This window comes from Bacteroides sp. AM32-11AC, assembly GCF_003603515.1.
GTDB classification, from domain to species: Bacteria; Bacteroidota; Bacteroidia; order Bacteroidales; family Bacteroidaceae; genus Bacteroides; species Bacteroides uniformis.
In genome coordinates this window covers 242,160-260,107 of sequence record NZ_QTNH01000006.1, presented here as the reverse complement: position 1 = coordinate 260,107, position 17,948 = coordinate 242,160, and the positions used below count along the sequence as shown (strand labels likewise).

General features: G+C 47.0%; 15 protein-coding genes and 1 tRNA gene. 15 read left to right on the top strand and 1 reads right to left on the bottom strand.

The features are described from left to right. Positions 1–2 precede the first annotated feature (2 nt). The 10 genes from DW800_RS08685 (at position 3) to tsf (ending at position 9,281) form a co-directional block, all read left to right on the top strand. Positions 3–563 carry a sugar O-acetyltransferase gene (locus DW800_RS08685; protein WP_044467352.1) on the top strand — a complete coding sequence of 187 codons (561 nt, stop codon included), beginning with the start codon at positions 3–5 and terminating at the stop codon, positions 561–563. Positions 564–693: 130 nt separating this feature from the next. Beyond that, positions 694–768: transfer RNA gene (locus DW800_RS08680), tRNA-Val, on the top strand. A gap of 157 nt (positions 769–925) precedes the next feature. Continuing rightward, positions 926–2,272, top strand: coding sequence for an adenylosuccinate lyase (purB, locus tag DW800_RS08675; protein ID WP_005829591.1), 1,347 nt, complete (start codon positions 926–928; stop codon positions 2,270–2,272). Between the two features lie 136 nt (positions 2,273–2,408). Further along, positions 2,409–3,893 carry a pseudouridine synthase gene (locus DW800_RS08670; RefSeq protein ID WP_008664272.1) on the top strand — a complete coding sequence of 495 codons (1,485 nt, stop codon included), beginning with the start codon at positions 2,409–2,411 and terminating at the stop codon, positions 3,891–3,893. Positions 3,894–3,920: 27 nt separating this feature from the next. Continuing rightward, complete coding sequence (gene asnS, locus DW800_RS08665) at positions 3,921–5,324, top strand: asparagine--tRNA ligase (protein ID WP_005829597.1); 1,404 nt, start codon at positions 3,921–3,923, stop codon at positions 5,322–5,324. A gap of 151 nt (positions 5,325–5,475) precedes the next feature. Further along, positions 5,476–5,967 carry a DUF4488 domain-containing protein gene (locus DW800_RS08660; RefSeq protein WP_117703915.1) on the top strand — a complete coding sequence of 164 codons (492 nt, stop codon included), beginning with the start codon at positions 5,476–5,478 and terminating at the stop codon, positions 5,965–5,967. Between the two features lie 338 nt (positions 5,968–6,305). Continuing rightward, positions 6,306–6,767 (top strand): 50S ribosomal protein L13, encoded by a 462-nt coding sequence (gene rplM, locus DW800_RS08655; RefSeq protein WP_005829602.1) that lies wholly within the window; start codon positions 6,306–6,308, stop codon positions 6,765–6,767. 6 nt (positions 6,768–6,773) lie between these two features. Further along, complete coding sequence (gene rpsI, locus DW800_RS08650; RefSeq protein ID WP_005829603.1) at positions 6,774–7,160, top strand: 30S ribosomal protein S9; 387 nt, start codon at positions 6,774–6,776, stop codon at positions 7,158–7,160. Between the two features lie 172 nt (positions 7,161–7,332). Beyond that, the gene (gene rpsB, locus DW800_RS08645) at positions 7,333–8,166 is read left to right on the top strand and encodes a 30S ribosomal protein S2 (RefSeq protein ID WP_005829604.1); all 834 of its coding nucleotides are present in this window, start codon (positions 7,333–7,335) and stop codon (positions 8,164–8,166) included. 122 nt (positions 8,167–8,288) lie between these two features. Beyond that, positions 8,289–9,281 (top strand): translation elongation factor Ts, encoded by a 993-nt coding sequence (tsf, locus tag DW800_RS08640; RefSeq protein ID WP_005829605.1) that lies wholly within the window; start codon positions 8,289–8,291, stop codon positions 9,279–9,281. Positions 9,282–9,388: 107 nt separating this feature from the next. Here tsf and DW800_RS08635 read toward each other — a convergent pair whose 3' ends face one another. Further along, positions 9,389–9,736, bottom strand: a complete 348-nt coding sequence (locus DW800_RS08635) for a translation initiation factor (RefSeq protein ID WP_119957978.1) — start codon at positions 9,734–9,736, stop codon at positions 9,389–9,391. Between the two features lie 150 nt (positions 9,737–9,886). Between DW800_RS08635 and DW800_RS08630 the strand changes: the two genes are divergently transcribed. From DW800_RS08630 to DW800_RS08610, 5 genes are all read left to right on the top strand, one after another. Further along, entirely contained in the window at positions 9,887–10,543 is a 657-nt protein-coding gene (locus tag DW800_RS08630; protein ID WP_005829607.1) for a redox-sensing transcriptional repressor Rex, read from the top strand. After that, positions 10,543–11,160: a fumarylacetoacetate hydrolase family protein gene (locus DW800_RS08625; protein ID WP_016274429.1), complete on the top strand. Its 618-nt coding sequence runs from the start codon at positions 10,543–10,545 to the stop codon at positions 11,158–11,160. The genes DW800_RS08630 and DW800_RS08625 overlap by 1 nt, the downstream gene beginning before the upstream one ends. Before the next feature lie 184 nt (positions 11,161–11,344). Next, positions 11,345–12,964: a DUF6377 domain-containing protein gene (locus DW800_RS08620; RefSeq protein WP_119957977.1), complete on the top strand. Its 1,620-nt coding sequence runs from the start codon at positions 11,345–11,347 to the stop codon at positions 12,962–12,964. A 302-nt stretch (positions 12,965–13,266) separates the two neighbouring features. Then, positions 13,267–16,215, top strand: coding sequence for a SusC/RagA family TonB-linked outer membrane protein (locus DW800_RS08615; protein ID WP_016274427.1), 2,949 nt, complete (start codon positions 13,267–13,269; stop codon positions 16,213–16,215). Between the two features lie 23 nt (positions 16,216–16,238). Further along, entirely contained in the window at positions 16,239–17,933 is a 1,695-nt protein-coding gene (locus tag DW800_RS08610; RefSeq protein ID WP_005833437.1) for a RagB/SusD family nutrient uptake outer membrane protein, read from the top strand. Positions 17,934–17,948: the final 15 nt, after the last annotated feature.

Below are 17,948 nucleotides of genomic sequence, written 5' to 3'. Positions count from 1 at the left end.
ATATGAATGAAGTGGAAAAAATGCGTAGCTCCCAGTTGGCGGATATGTCCGTTCCGGAGATACAGGTGAAGTTCGAGCATGCCAAGCGCTTGCTGGCAAAAATGCGTGTGATGAGTACTTACGATGAGGATTACCGGAGTTTGCTGGAGGAACTGGTGCCAGGTATTCCTGCTACTTCCATCATCTGCCCGCCCTTCCATTGCGACCACGGGGATGGGATCCGGCTGGGTGAGCATGTCTTTGTCAATGCCAATTGCACTTTCCTGGACGGGGGATATATCACGATTGGTGCCCATACGTTGGTCGGTCCATGCGTACAGATATACACTCCCCATCATCCGATGGATTATATCGAGCGTCGTACGGAAAAGGAATATGCCTATCCGGTGACGATAGGAGAGGATTGCTGGATTGGCGGCGGTGCCATTCTGTGTCCAGGCGTCACCATCGGCGACCGTTGTATCATCGGTGCGGGTAGTGTGGTGACGAAAGATATTCCATCCGATAGCATAGCCGTTGGTAATCCGGCAAAGGTCATCCGGAAAAATGAGGCAAAAAAGTGAACGTACTAAATGCTTGAGAAACAGAGCGTGTCGCTAAATGACTAAAAAAATATCGAAAAATATTATGCAAAAGTTTTGGTAATGTCAAAATAAGCTGTACCTTTGCATCGCTTTTGAAACGGAAGTGTACGGGCGTTTAGCTCAGCTGGTTCAGAGCATCTGCCTTACAAGCAGAGGGTCGGCGGTTCGAATCCGTCAACGCCCACTGGAAATTTTCATTCGAAGGTGGTCTTGCAAGTGATTGTAAGGCCATTTTTTTATCCGTTAACTTCCTTTTCTTAAAATCTTTATCCTTTATGTCTTGTTACTCAGAAAAAAGCAGTAATTTTGCAGTCCGATAATTATCATCATAAATACGACGTATGAAACTTGATTTACTTACCGCAATCTCTCCGATTGACGGTCGATACAGAGGCAAAACGGATGTTTTGGCTGCCTATTTTTCAGAATTTGCACTGATTAAATACCGTGTACAAGTTGAAATAGAATACTTTATCACGCTGTGTGAGCTGCCTTTGCCGCAACTGAAAGGGGTGGATAAGGGTGTTTTCGAAACCTTGAGAAACATTTACCGTAACTTCTCCGAAGCCGACGCGCAACGCATCAAGGATATTGAGAGTGTGACGAACCATGATGTGAAGGCTGTGGAGTATTTCTTAAAAGAAGAGTTTGATAAGTTGGGTGGTATGGACGACTATAAGGAGTTCATCCATTTTGGCCTGACTTCACAAGATATCAACAATACGTCTGTTCCTTTGTCTGTAAAGGAGGCGTTGGAGCAGGTGTACTATCCTCAAATAGAGGAACTGATAGCGCAGCTCCGTGCTTATGCGGAAGAGTGGGCCGCTATCCCCATGCTTGCCAAGACACACGGACAACCGGCTTCGCCTACCCGTTTGGGCAAGGAGGTAATGGTGTTTGTCTACCGTCTGGAACGCCAGTTGGCAACGCTGAAGGCTTGTCCGGTGACAGCAAAGTTCGGTGGCGCTACGGGTAATTACAATGCCCATCATGTGGCTTATCCGGAATATGACTGGAAGGCATTCGGCAATAAGTTCGTTTCCGAAAAGCTTGGCTTGGAACGCGAGGAGTATACTACCCAGATATCCAATTACGATAATCTGTCTGCCATCTTTGATGCCATGAAGCGCATCAATACGGTGATGATTGATATGAACCGTGACTTCTGGCAATATATCTCTATGGAATATTTCAAGCAGAAGATTAAAGCCGGTGAGGTGGGCTCCAGCGCGATGCCGCACAAGGTGAACCCGATTGACTTTGAAAATGCGGAAGGAAACCTGGGTATGGCGAATGCTATTCTTGAGCACTTGGCGGTAAAACTGCCGGTTTCCCGTTTGCAGCGTGACTTGACGGACTCTACCGTGCTCCGCAATGTGGGTATGCCGTTCGGGCATATCATTATTGCCATACAAAGCTCTTTGAAGGGTTTGCGTAAGTTGCTGTTGAACGAACCGGCCATCTACCGTGACCTGGACAATTGCTGGAGCGTGGTGGCCGAGGCTATCCAGACCATTCTGCGCCGCGAGGCCTATCCGCATCCTTATGAAGCGTTGAAAGCGTTGACCCGTACCAATCAGGCCATTACGGAAGCGTCTATCAAGGAATTTATAGAGGGACTGAATGTAAGTGAAGAGATAAAGAAAGAATTGCGGGTGATTACCCCCCATACTTATACGGGAATTTAAGCAACCACAGAAGTGTACCGGAGGAATTTCAACTTTTTACTCCGGCAATTGTTATAGAAACATATAAAATTCAAGGTATAATAGAGACAATGAATGGCCGTGAGGCCAAGGTTTAATTTTATTCGAATAAAAAACAATGAGTACAGAAAACGAAACTTGGCGTGATGCTTCTTCCGCAGAGGAGAACTCAGGTGCCGGCCGCGATGGTAACCAATTTAACAAGGAAGGTGGCTACAGCCGTCCGTCTTACAACCGTGATAATGGCGACCGTCCTTATCGCCCCAGATTTAACAGTGAAAACGGGGACCGCCCGCAGCGTCCTTATAACAGTGACCGCCCTTATCGCCCGCGCTTTAATCCTGGTGCGGACAATGGTGACCGTCCGCAGCGTCCTCGTTACAATAACGATAATGGCGACCGTCCCTATCGTCCGCGCTATAACAGCGAAGGCGGCGACCGTCCGCAACGCCCTTATGGAAACAATTCGGGTGACCGTCCTTACCGTCCGCGCTATAACAGCGAAGGTGGCGACCGTCCGCAACGCCCTTATAATAGTGACCGTCCGCAGCGCCCGCGTTATGGCAATGAGGGTGGTGACCGTCCGCAACGTCCTTATAACGGCGACCGCTCCTACAACAGCGACCGTTCTTATAATACGGACCGTCCCTATCGTCCGCGCTACAACAGCGAAGATGGCGACCGTCCGCAGCGTCCTCGCTACAATAATGAGGGTGGTGACCGTCCTTATCGTCCACGCTTCAATTCGGGTGGTGGAAGACCTGGCGGATACGGCAACAGAGACAGCTATAGCCGTCCAGTCCGTCGTTCGGCCGATTATGACCCCAATGCTAAGTACAGCAAGAAGAAACAGATAGAATATAAGGAGCAGTTTGTGGACCCGAACGAGCCTATCCGCTTGAACAAATTCCTGGCCAATGCCGGTGTTTGCTCCCGTCGCGAGGCTGATGAATTCATCACTGCCGGAGTCGTTTCTGTAAACGGAGAGGTGGTGACGGAATTGGGAACCAAGATTAAGCGCGGTGATGAAGTGAAGTTCCACGACCAGACGGTCAGCATAGAACGTAAGATTTACGTACTGCTGAACAAGCCGAAGGATACTGTGACTACTTCGGATGACCCCCAAGCACGTCGCACGGTGATGGATTTGGTGAAGGGCGCATGCGACGAACGTATTTATCCGGTAGGTCGTCTGGACCGCAATACTACAGGTGTATTGCTGCTGACAAACGATGGTGACCTGGCTTCCAAGCTGACGCATCCCAAGTATCTGAAGAAGAAGATATATCATGTGCATTTGGACAAGAACCTGACAAAAGCCGATATGGAGCAGATTGCAGCCGGTATTCAACTGGATGACGGGGAAATCCATGCAGATGCCATCAGCTATACGGATGACTTCAAGAAAGATGATGTCGGTATTGAAATCCACTCCGGCAAGAATCGTATCGTGCGTCGTATCTTCGAATCGCTGGGATACAAGGTGATGAAACTGGACCGTGTGTATTTTGCCGGTTTAACCAAGAAAGGCCTGCGCCGCGGCGAATGGCGTTACCTCACGGAACAAGAGGTGAACTTCCTGCGCATGGGTTCTTTTGAGTAATATATAATAAGGTATAATAACTGTTTTATGGAAAAGATTAGTAGAACAAAGATTGTTGACCTGCTGAAGCGTGAAGATTTTGGCGCTATGGTCAACGTGAAGGGCTGGGTTCGTACCCGCAGAGGTAGTAAGCAAGTAAACTTTATCGCGCTGAATGACGGTTCTACAATAAATAATGTGCAGATTGTAGTAGACTTGGGTAACTTCGATGAGGAGATGCTGAAAGAGATTACTACCGGTGCTTGTTTGAGCGTAAACGGTGTGCTGACGGAATCTGTCGGTTCCGGTCAGAAGGCCGAAGTGCAGGCCCGCGAAATCGAAGTGCTGGGAACTTGCGATAACACGTATCCGTTGCAGAAGAAAGGTCATTCCATGGAGTTCCTCCGTGAGATAGCCCATCTGCGTCCCCGTACCAATACGTTCGGGGCTGTGTTCCGTATTCGTCATAATATGGCGATTGCCATCCACAAGTTCTTCCATGACAGAGGATTCTTCTATTTTCATACTCCGATTATCACGGCTTCCGACTGCGAAGGCGCAGGCCAGATGTTCCAGGTGACTACGAAGAACCTTTACGACTTGAAGAAAGATGAGAACGGTTCCATTATTTACGATGATGACTTCTTCGGAAAGCAGGCCAGCCTGACTGTTTCCGGACAGTTGGAAGGCGAACTTGCCGCTACTGCATTGGGAGCCATCTATACATTCGGTCCTACGTTCCGTGCCGAGAATTCCAATACTCCCCGCCACTTGGCAGAGTTCTGGATGATTGAGCCGGAAGTGGCGTTCAATGATATTACGGACAATATGGACCTGGCGGAAGATTTCATCAAATATTGTGTACAGTGGGCTTTGGACAACTGTGCCGACGATGTGAAGTTCCTCAATGACATGTTTGATAAGGGCTTGATTGAACGTCTGCAAGGTGTCTTGAAAGAAAGCTTCGTGCGCCTGCCTTATACGGAAGGTATCAAGATATTGGAAGAGGCTGTTGCCAAAGGGCATAAGTTTGAATTCCCGGTGTACTGGGGAGTTGACTTGGCTTCCGAACACGAGCGCTATCTGGTGGAAGACCACTTCAAGCGTCCGGTTATCCTGACTGACTATCCGAAGGAAATCAAAGCGTTCTATATGAAGCAGAACGAAGACGGCAAGACCGTGCGTGCCATGGATGTACTCTTCCCGAAGATTGGAGAAATCATTGGCGGTTCCGAACGTGAATCGGATTACAACAAGCTGATGACGCGCATTGACGAACTTCACATCCCGATGAAGGATATGTGGTGGTATCTCGATACCCGTAAGTTCGGTACATGTCCCCACTCCGGGTTCGGTTTAGGCTTTGAGCGCTTGCTGCTGTTCGTTACGGGCATGACGAATATTCGTGATGTCATACCGTTCCCGCGTACGCCGCGCAACGCCGAGTTCTAGGTTTCGGAATATACAAACTGGATAAAATCATCCGCACAAACATTCTGTTGTTTGTGCGGTTTTTTTATACCCAAAAATGTTATAATCTCAAAATAAATCTTTATATTTGTGTCTAGCGGAACGACATAACGTTAACCAACATCATACGAATATGAAACGGAACTATTTCTTTACCATGCTGGCAGCGGTGCTGCTTGCGGTAGCGGGAGCCAATGCGCAGGAGAGCGCAGAGTTTAGGCCTGCGGAACTGGCAGGAATTTGGCAGTTATGTCATTATGTGTCCGAAATCCCGGATGTTCCCGGGATATTGAAACCGAGTAATACCTTTAAAGTGCTGAGTGATGACGGCCGCATTGTCAACTTTACAATTATTCCAGGCAAGGATGCCATCATCACGGGGTATGGGACTTATCAGCAGCTGACGGATAGTTCCTATAAGGAAAGTATTGAGAAAAACATCCATCTGCCCATGTTGGACCACAAAGACAATATACTGGAGTTTGAAATAGGGGACGACGGGGTAATGTACCTGAAGTATTTTATAGCTAAGGACTTGAATGGGAATGAACTGAATACATGGTTCCATGAAACATGGAAGCGGGTGGGCATGCCCGCGAAATTCCCCGAGGACCTTGTCCGTTGATATTTCTTTCTCTTTCCCGTTTCTTTCTCAATGCAGCTTTGAAGGTCTTCTATGACGGCATTGGCCGATGAAGGCCGCATCATAAAGAGTTGTTCTAGCGGAGATTCTTTCGTTTCTCCGCAGGATAACTTTGTCTGTTGTATATCAGCCAAGTGGCTCTCTAAAAAAAAGTGGAAAACTTTTGCCAGTTCTAAGAAAAACCGTACCTTTGCAAGCCGATTATTATCTCAAAAGGATAAGCATTTAATTCATAGCGAGTTAATCTTCCATTGTCCGGGATGACTGGCTTGCGGTGAAGAAAAACATTTTAGTAGTAACATTTTAAAAAACAATTAAGAGTGGATACTTTAAGTTACAAGACCATTTCTGCAAACAAAGCTACAGTGACTAAAGAATGGGTCATTGTTGACGCTACAGACCAGGTATTGGGTCGTCTGGGCGCAAAAGTTGCGAAACTGTTGAGAGGAAAGTATAAACCTAACTTTACCCCTCACGTAGATTGTGGCGATAATGTAATCATTATCAACGCCGACAAAGTAAAATTAACCGGTAACAAGTGGAATGACAAGGTATATCTGTCATATACAGGTTATCCCGGCGGCCAGAGAGAAATCACTCCTGCCCGTTTGCAGGCAAAACCGAACGGTGATGACAAGTTACTGAGAAAAGTAGTAAAGGGTATGTTGCCTAAGAACAAGTTGGGCGCAAAATTGCTGGGCAATATGTATGTATATGCCGGCAGCGAGCACAAACACGATGCTCAGAACCCGAAAATGATTGATATTAACGTACTTAAATAAGAGATAATGGAAGTAGTAAATGCATTAGGCAGACGTAAAAGTGCAATTGCACGTATTTTCGTAAGCGAAGGTACTGGAAAGATTACTATTAATAAGAGAGACCTCGCAGAGTACTTTCCATCAAGCATTCTTCAGTATGTAGTTAAACAGCCGTTGAATAAGCTGGGTGTTGCTGAAAAGTACGACATCAAAGTTAATCTCTGCGGTGGCGGTTTCACCGGCCAGTCTCAGGCTTTGCGTTTGGCAATTGCCCGCGCACTGGTGAAAATCAATGCTGAGGACAAGGCTGCTCTCCGTTCTGAAGGTTTCATGACTCGTGATCCTCGTTCTGTTGAACGTAAGAAACCGGGACAACCGAAAGCACGTCGTAGATTCCAGTTCAGTAAACGTTAAGAGTTGGAGAACGGTTGGGGCGGACAAGTTGCTTAATTCTCGACTTTCACCTCTCAACTCTCAACTGAAAAAGCGTTTAGTATCTAAACTACCGGGACTCTTCAGATTCAGACTACCCGGCGGTTGGTTTAGAAGAAACAAAAAAGAAAGTAAACGATTAATTTAAAAGAAAATGTCTAGAACAAATTTTGATACATTATTGGAAGCCGGTTGCCACTTCGGTCACTTGAAAAGAAAGTGGAACCCTGCAATGGCTCCTTACATCTTCATGGAGCGCAATGGTATTCACATCATTGACCTCAACAAGACGGTTGCTAAAATTGACGAAGCTGCTGAAGCTTTGAAGCAAATCGCTAAATCAGGAAAGAAAGTCCTGTTTGTTGCTACTAAAAAACAAGCTAAGCAGGTGGTTGCCGATAAGGCTGCATCTGTAAATATGCCTTATGTAATCGAGCGTTGGCCGGGTGGTATGTTGACTAACTTCCCGACTATCCGTAAGGCTGTCAAGAAGATGGCTACCATCGACAAGTTGACAAGCGACGGTACCTATTCAAACCTCTCCAAGAGAGAAATTCTTCAGATTTCACGTCAACGTGCAAAGTTGGACAAGACTTTGGGCTCTATCGCTGACCTGACTCGTCTGCCGTCTGCTCTGTTCGTTATCGACGTAATGAAGGAAAACATCGCAGTTCGTGAAGCTAACCGTCTGGGGATTCCCGTATTCGGTATCGTTGATACAAACTCCGATCCTACGAATATCGATTTCGTAATCCCGGCAAATGATGACGCTACTAAGTCAGTAGAAGTTATTCTTGATGCTTGCTGCGCTGCTATGCAGGAAGGTCTGGAAGAACGTAAGGCCGAAAAGGTAGACATGGAAGCTGCCGGTGAAGCTCCTGCCAACAAAGGTAAGAAGAAAGCTACAAAAGCAAGACTCGACAAGTCCGACGAGGAAGCAATCAATGCCGCTAAGGCTGCTGCTTTCATGAAGGAAGAAGAGGCTTAATCATACTGTTGAGAGTTGAGAATTGAAAGTTGAGAGTTACTTTACGGCAATTCTCAATTCTCTATTCTCAACTCTCAATTACTTTATAAGGATATTATTAACAATTAAAATAAAAAGATATTATGGCTGTAAGTATGGCTGATATAACCAAGCTCCGCAAGATGACCGGTGCTGGTATGATGGATTGCAAAAATGCTTTGACTGAAGCTGAAGGCGATTTCGACAAGGCAATGGAAATTATCCGTAAGAAGGGACAAGCTGTTGCAGCTAAGCGTTCAGATCGCGAGGCTTCTGAAGGCTGTGTGCTGGCTAAGACTACGGGTGACTTTGCCGTTATCATCGCTCTGAAGTGCGAAACTGACTTCGTGGCTCAGAATGCTGATTTCGTGAAATTGACTCAGGACATTCTGGACCTTGCCGTGGCTAACAAGTGCAAGACTCTGGACGAAGTAAAAGCTCTGCCGATGGGCAACGGTACTGTACAGGATGCTGTAACAGACCGTAGCGGTATCACTGGCGAGAAGATGGAGTTGGATGGTTACATGACTGTAGAAGGTGCAAGCACTGTGGTTTATAACCACATGAACAGAAATGGCCTCTGCACTATTGTTGCTTTCAACAAGGCTGTTGAAGAAGGACTGGCTAAGCAGATTGCCATGCAGATTGCTGCCATGAACCCGATTGCAGTAGACGAAGATGGCGTATCTGAAGAAATCAAGCAGAAGGAAATAGATGTTGCTATCGAGAAGACAAAAGCTGAACAGGTACAGAAGGCTGTTGAGGCCGCTTTGAAGAAGGCTGGTATCAACCCGGCTCACGTGGACAGCGAAGACCACATGGAAAGCAACATGGCCAAAGGCTGGATTACTGCTGAAGACGTGGCAAAGGCAAAGGAAATCATTGCTACTGTTTCTGCCGAGAAAGCTGCACATCTGCCTGAACAAATGATTCAGAATATTGCTAAGGGCCGTCTTGGCAAGTTCTTGAAAGAAGTTTGCTTGCTGAACCAGGAAGACATCATGGACGGCAAGAAGACAGTTAGAGAAGTCTTGAAAGAAGCTGATCCTGAATTGAAGGTTGTTGACTTCAAACGTTTTACTTTGCGCGCTGAATAATTCCGCTTAGAAACGATTCTATAAAAAGAAGTGGCCGTATATGGAGTTGAATTCCTAAACGGTCACTTTTTTATGCCTCTACAGTTGCAGTGAGACGGATGATGCGTTTATCCCACGGGCTTGGTTTGCGTGTATCCTTCTGCCTTCAGGAGGTCGATGACACGTTGTTTGAAGTCGCCTTGCACGATGATTTCTCCATCTTTGGCACTTCCGCCTACTCCACATTTACTTTTCAGCAATTTGCCCAGTTCTTTCAGATTATTGTCGGTGCCCACGAAACCGGTGACAAGAGTGACGACTTTGCCACCCCGGTTCTTGCGGTCCAGCTGTACACGCAGGCGTTGTTGTGCAGGGGGGAGGCTAGCTTGCTCCTCATCGTCATTCATCTCATAGTTGTAGTCCGGGTTGGTGGAATAGACTATATTCAACCGTTCTTTCCAATCATTATTCTTCATACTTCTTTCTTTTAAACTTCCCAAAAGTACGATATTATGTGGAATTATGCAATTAGAAATTATGTTAAGCTTTTGTTGCATCCGTGTTACTGATTAGAAAAAAAGCACTACTTTTGTCAATCGCAATATTGAGAACTTAAATAAGAAACTATGAGCAGTCCGTTACAGAAAAAAGAAACCATGAAGGTGCCGGAACCTACCTTGCGCCGGCTTCCGTGGTACCTTTCTAATGTAAAGTTGCTGAAACAAAAGGGGGAACGATTCGTATCATCCACCCAGATTTCCAAGGAAATCAATATTGATGCTTCACAAATTGCCAAAGACCTTTCGTATGTCAATATCTCGGGGCGTACGCGTGTGGGCTATGAGGTGGACACACTGATAGCTGTACTGGAGGACTTCCTGGGATTTACCAATATACACAAAGCCTTTCTGTTCGGTGTCGGAAGCTTGGGAGGTGCCTTGCTGCGCGACTCGGGCCTAAGCCATTTCGGTTTGGAGATAGTGGCTGCTTTCGATGTGAAGCCCGAACTGGTGGGTACGACACTGAGCGGCATCCCCATCTATCACTCGGACGAGTTCAAGCAGAAGATGCAGGAGTACGATGTCAATATAGGCGTGCTGACGGTACCTATCGAAATAGCCCAGCAGATAACGGATTCCATGGTAGAGGGCGGTATCAAGGCCGTATGGAACTTCACCCCGTTCCGTATCCGTGTTCCCGAGAACATTGTCGTGCAGAACACTTCCCTTTATGCCCATCTGGCCGTGATGTTTAACAGACTGAACTTTAACGAAATCAAGTAATGAAGATTATTGCTGTAGGAATGAACTATGCTCTGCACAACAAAGAGCTGGGACATACACACGAGAATAAGGAACCGGTTATTTTCTTGAAACCCGATTCGGCCATTCTGAAAGATGGCAAGCCTTTCTTTATCCCCGATTTTTCCAACGAGGTACATTATGAGACGGAAGTGGTGGTGCGCATCTGCCGTTTGGGCAAGAATATTGCTCCTCGCTTTGCCCATCGCTATTACGATGCGGTGACGGTGGGCATCGACTTCACGGCACGCGACTTGCAACGTAAGTTCCGTGAGGCGGGTAATCCGTGGGAGCTTTGCAAAGGGTTCGACAATTCGGCAGCTATCGGCACCTTTGTCCCTTTGGAACAAGTGGGCGGCAATGTACAGAATTTGGACTTCCATTTGACGATTGATGATAAGGAGGTGCAACGCGGTCATACATCGGATATGCTTTTTCAGGTAGATGAAATCATTGCTTATGTCAGCCGCTTCATGACCTTGAAAATCGGTGACTTGCTGTTCACGGGTACCCCTGTGGGAGTAGGTCCCGTCAGCATCGGACAGCACTTGCAGGGCTATCTTGGGGAAGAGAAAGTACTTGACTTCAATATCCGCTGAGCAGCATTCGGGATTTTTGTCCGTAAACCTCTATGTTAGCTTACTAAACTTCTGCTTTATAAAGCTAAAGTATCCCTTTACTAATTTCGTCCAAACATCTTTTGTCCAAAGAACTTTGTAATCAACGGGTAAATGTTTACTTTTGTGATGTAATCTTGAACTATAGACAGAGAAACCGTACTGCATGAAACGTTTGTTTGCCATCCTTTTCGCTTTGTTTTGCGCTATGCCTTTATTCTGCCAAGATAGAGAGGTGGATTCATTGCTTCGGGTGCTTGATGCATCTGTGCAGGGGCGTGAACGATATACACTGGAACGTCAGTCTCAAATCAATGCCTTGCAGTGCCAGCTGAAGGCTACCCGTTCCGATGCGGAATTACTGGAAATCTACCAGGAGTTGTTCGGCAAATACAGCGCCTACCGCATGGACTCTGCCTTGTGGGCAGCAAATCGTTGCGTGGAAGTAGCCCAGCGTATGTCCGTAGCATCGCATCTCTACTCTGCCCGTATGCGTGTGGCAGAGGTGATGATTGGTACAGGAATGTATAAGGAAGGACTGGAAATTTTGGAAGACATTCCCCAGGAGGAACTGGGTGCGATAGATATGTTCTACTACTATAATCTTTATCATAAAGTGTACACGCTGATGGCATCCTATGCTTTTTCAGAAGAATTGCAGGCGTCATACTCCCGGCTGGCATATCAGTACAAAGACTCCATTCTGCGTGTGAAGCGTCCCGATTCGCAAGGCTATCAACTGACTTTGGGCGACAAACTACTGTATGAGGGTAAGTATGACGAAGCCATAGGTGTTTTGGAGGGTTGCTATGATATCCATAGCCAGAAGGACTTCAGCCTTGCCATTCCTTCTGTTGCATTGGCAAGCGTTTATGGTGCCAAAGGAGACCACAAGCAGGAAAAGAAATATCTTACCATCTCGGCAATAGCCGACGTGCAAAGCGGAACAAAGGAATACATTTCGCTTTGGAAACTTGCCAACCTGCTCTATGGCGAGGGCGACATAGAACGTGCGTATACCTATATGGAATGCTCCATGCAAGATGCTACCTTCTGTAATGCTCGCTACCGTACGATGGAGATTTCGGGGATGTTGCCCGTCATCAACTCCACCTACGAGGCCAAGTTGCATGAGGAAAAAGAACAGCTGGTCACCTTATTTATATGGATATCCATCCTGGCGGCAGTATTGCTGGTGGCCTTGGTCTATATTTATCATCAGATGAAGCGCCTTTCCCTTGCCAGAAAGACCATGGATGACATGAACAAGGAATTGAAGCACATCAACGGTGACTTGCAGGAACTGAATGCTCGGTTGCAGGAGTCGAACCGTGTGAAGGAGGAGTACATCGGCTACGTCTTCAACATGTGTTCCGTCTATATAGACAAGCAGGAAGAATTCCGCAAGATGCTGGCAAGGAAAGTGAAGGCCGGGCAGCTGGACGACCTGGTGAAAACCATCCACTCCACCACCTTTGTCACCGGCGAGTTGAAAGAATTCTTCCATACGTTCGACAGCGTCTTCCTGAAACTCTATCCTAAGTTTGTGAACGACTTTAATAACCTTTTGCAGGAGAACGAGCGCATCTATCCTAAAGAGGGCGAACTGCTGACTCCGGAACTCCGTGTGTTTGCCTTGATTCGGTTGGGAATTTCAGATAGCGGAAAGATTGCCACCTTCCTGCATTACTCTTCGCAGACCGTATATAATTACCGCTTGAAAGTGCGGAGCAAATCCTTTCTTTCTAAAGAAGATTTCCTGAATATGGTGCAGAAAATAGGGTAAAACTCCTCCTATGCCCTTTATGTGAATCTACTTTCTTACTTTCTGCTGATTTTCACAATATGCTGTTTTTTAATGTTTTATAGATAAAGCTAATCTGCTTGCGTCTACTTTAAGCTTCTACTCGCCTTTTTCGCGGGACAGTTAATCATATACCTTTGCAACATCGACAAAAGATTAAAGTTAACTGTAGTTTTTTGATAAGTATTAGTTAAGAAGATTGGGTATAAGGATTGCATGGAACCGGGCGTGCTTGGTTCCTTTTCTTGGCAAACATTATTTTTATTAACTATATATTGTATTATATGAAAAGCATGATTAAAATCGCAAAGAGTATTCTCCCGTTGCTGGGATTGCTCTTGTCTTTGTCACTTTCGGCACAAGATATTGCAGTGAAAGGACATGTGAAAGACCACACAGGTGAACCACTGATTGGGGCTAACATCTTGATAAAGGGTACCTCTGTGGGAACTATCTCTGATGTGGACGGTAACTTTACTTTGAAAGCTGCCGTCAATGATATTCTCTCCATTACATGTATCGGTTTTAAGGGCCAGGAACTGACGGTTACCGGCAGCAATACACCGCTCGTCATCACTTTGCAGGAAGACACGGAGATGCTGGACGAAGTCGTTGTAATCGGTTACGGTCAAGTGAAGAAAGGAGATGTCACTGGTTCTCTGCTAACTGTGAAGCCGGACGAGCTGAACAAAGGAAAGCAATTGACTGCCGAAGACGCTCTGGTGGGTAAGGTTGCCGGTGTGAACATTGTACCGGGCAGCGGTGCTCCGGGCAGCGGCGGTACCATCCGTATCCGTATGGGAGCTTCTTTGTCAGCAGACAACGACCCACTGATAGTTATCGACGGTGTGCCTGTCAGCAACGCCTCCATCAGCTCTATCAACCCGAATGACATTGCTTCGTTTACGGTATTGAAAGATGCTTCGGCAACAGCCATCTACGGTTCGCGTGCCTCCAACGGTGTCATCATTATCACTACGAAGAAAGGAAACACCGACGGTGTTTCACGTCCCTCTTTCAGCTACAGTGCCAACGTGACGGTGGGCAATGTGTATAAGAAACTGGATGTACTTTCCGCTTCCGAATATCGCGAAGCCTTTGCCAAGTATGCCAATGCTCCGGAGGCTTTCAAGCTGGGTGATGTCAATACCGACTGGCAGGATGAAATCTACCGCGTGGCAATGGGTACAGACCACAACCTCTCCATGACTGGTGCTTTGAAGAATATGCCTTACCGCGTGTCCGTGGGCTATACCAACCAGAACGGTACGTTGAAAAACAACAACTACCAGCGCCTCAATGCCAGTATCGGTTTGTCGCCCAAGTTCTTCGACAAGCATCTCTCTGTTGACATCAATATCAAGGGTAGCATCGAGGACGAAAAGCCGGTTTCCACCAGTGTCATCGGAAGTGCCGTAGGTTTCGACCCTACACGCCCTGTATATCAGAACTATGACGGTAATGTAGGTTTGGGGTACTATATGTGGATGGGTGTAAGTAATACCCCCATCACGCTAGCTGCCTCAAACCCCGTCTCCGACTTGGAACTTGCCGACAAGCAGAACAAGACCAAACGCTCCATCGGTAATATTGCCCTCGATTATAAAATACACGGTTTTGAAGACTTTCGACTGAACCTGAACATGGGGTATGATTTCCTGACGGAAGACAAACACGATAACATGCCTGACTTGGCCCCCGCCATGTACACCGGCAACGAACAGGATGGTACCGGAAAGCGTTATACATATCATAACGACAAACGCAATACACTACTCGACTTCTACGCCAACTATGCCAAAGACTTCAACGACCATAACCTCAATGCCATGGCTGGTTACGGCTGGCAACGTTTCTGGTACAAGAACCATGATACCACTACCGACACCAAGGGTGAGGATCTTACCTCTCCCAAGCACGAGGAAGCTGAACTCTACCTGCTCTCCTTCTACGGTCGATTGAACTACTCTTGGAAACAGCGTTATATGCTGACTGCTACGTTACGTGCCGATGCTTCTTCTCGCTTCTCGCCCGAGACCCGTTGGGGCTACTTCCCTTCCGTAGCCGCTGCATGGCGTGTGAACGATGAGGCTTTCTTGGCAGACAACAAAGTAGTGTCCGACCTAAAACTCCGTTTGAGCTACGGTCAGACCGGCCAGCAGTCCATCGGTTCCTACTACCAGCATTTGTCCACCTATACTGCATCTTACGATGAGTCCAGATACTTGTTCGGTAACAAGTGGTACACCACCTACCGCCCCAACGGCTACGATCCCAACATTAAATGGGAGACTACGGAAACTTACAACATCGGTATCGACTACGGTTTCTTGAACAACCGCATCTCGGGTACGATTGACTACTACTGGCGTAACACGAAAGACCTGCTGAACGACATTTTTGTACCTGCCGGCAGTAACTTCACCAACCGTATCGAAACCAACATCGGTGATATGGAAAGCAAAGGTCTTGAAATCGGTGTGAACTTGGTTCCCATCCAGACCAAAGATTGGGAATGGAACATCAGCGGTAACTTCACTTGGAATGCCTCAAAGATTACCAAGCTGAACACCATCGACAACGAGAGCAACTACGTAAAGACAGGTAACGCCGGAGGTACAGGCCGCTATCTGCAAGTACACATGGTAGGAGAGACTCCGAATACCTACTATCTACTGAAGCAAGCTTATGACGAAAACGGACAGCCGCTGGACGGTAAATACATTGCCAAAGACGGCTCCATCACTTCTAGCGAAGAAGACTCTAACAAGTACGTCACTGGTAAGAGTTCCAAGGCCCCTTACTATTGCGGTCTGTCCACCCGTCTGTCCTACAAGAATTGGGATTTGGGCATCAACGGACACGGTAGCTTCGGTTTCTATGTCTATAACTATGTGGCTGCTTCCAACTCCTTGGATGCACTCTATGGCAGCAACGGCGTTTCCAGCAACATCCTGCGTTCTACGCTCGAAAACAAGTTTACGCAAGACCGCCAGTTCACCGACCATTTCCTGGAGAGAGGCAACTTCTTCCGTATAGACAATATCACCATCGGTCATACGTTCAATAAACTGTGGAACGACGGGACATCGCTCCGTCTCTCCTTCGCCGTACAGAATGTATGCACTTTGAGCGGATACTCCGGTCTTGATCCGGAGCTTTATGACGGAATCGATAAAAACATCTATCAGCGTCCGCGTACGTTCATGCTGGGAGTTAACCTTAATTTTTAATGACTAAAAACAGATACATGATTATGAAAACTAGATATTTCAAATTAGTAACAGTATGTTTGCTGGCTGTGTCACTTTTTGCTTCTTGCCTGGGCGACCTGGATACATTGCCGCTGGATGATAACGAACTGACCGGTGAGATGGTGTACTCTACTCCCGAGGGCTATATCGGCATGATTGCCAAGTGTTATGCTGCCCTGATACAGACAGGGCAGAAGGGTGGTGACGGAGGAGACGGCGATGTGTCGGGCATCGATGAAGGATATTCTGGTTATACTCGTGCCTTGTTCTACTTGCAGGAAGCTTGTACGGATGAAATCGTATTCCAGTCCGGTGGCAGCAAGGGTGTACGTGCCATGCTTTACTTGAATTGGGATGCTTCTACTGAGATTGTGGGTTATCCTTATTACCGTCTTTTCATGACCATTAACTATTGCAACGAGTTCCTACGTGAATGTACAGAGAGCAAATTGCAGGAGAGAGGTGTGTATGAAGCCTTGAAAGACGAGTATCAATACTATTGTGCCGAAGCCCGCTTCATCCGTGCTTATAGTTACAGTATGCTCTGCGACCTTTACGGTTCTACACCCTTCGTGGACGAAACGATGGAAGTAGGTGACATGCCCGAGCAAGCCACTCGCGAGGAAATCTACAACTTTGTGGTGTCCGAACTGGAAGAATTGACCACCCTGCTGAAAGAACCCAAAAAGAACGAATATGCCCGTGTGGACCGTGTAGCAGCCTGGTTCTTGCTGTCACGTGTTTACTTGAATGCCGAAACTTGGGTAGGAAAGAATGAATACACAAACGCATACAAATATGCCAAAAAGGTAATTACGGAAGGTAATTATCCGCTGGCTTCCGATTATCGCCACATCTTCTTGGCAGACAATGAAACTTGTTCCGAAATCATCTGGCCGCTGGTGCAGGATGCAGACTATGCGCAAGGCAGCGCAGGTACTAACTTCCTGATTAAGGCGTTGATGAATGGAGATATGGGCAACTATATCCGGATAGGTGTGAACGGCACCTGGGGCAATGCCCGCGTAAAGACACAGCTGGTGGATATGTTCGAAGAAGAAGACCAGACTTTTGTGGCAGACGACATCTGGGGGAACGGCAAGAAAGACAAGCGTGCCCAATTCTTCTCTATTGGCCACACCAAAGAAACTTGGGTAGAAGGCAAGGAGTTCCAGAGCGATTTCAATAACGGCTACGCCTGCATCAAGTGGAGAAACGTGCGCAAAGACGGCAGTGAACTGGAACCAGGCGGCACGAAGTACTCCTCTGTCGATTATCCGATGTTCCGTACGGCAGATGCCTACTTGATGGCGGCTGAGGCTATTCTGCGTGGCGCCGAAGGTGGTTCGCGTACCGAAGCGTTGGAGTATGTGAATGAAATCAGAGACCGTGCTTACATGTCCGGCAAATATGGTAATGGCGTATCGGGACGCATCAGCGACAGTCGGTTGAATCTTGATTTCCTTTTGGATGAACGTGCCCGCGAGTTGCACATGGAGTTGGTTCGCCGTACAGACCTGATTCGTTTTGGTAAGTTCACCAAGGGATATAACTGGGACTGGAAAGGTAGTGACAATGGCGTGGCAGGTTCTTACATAGGTAAGGATGTGGACGACAAATACAACCTCTTCCCCATTCCGCAGGACGAGTTTACCACCAATCCTAATTTGACACAAAATCCTGATTTCTTGAACTGAAAAGCTTTATTATCC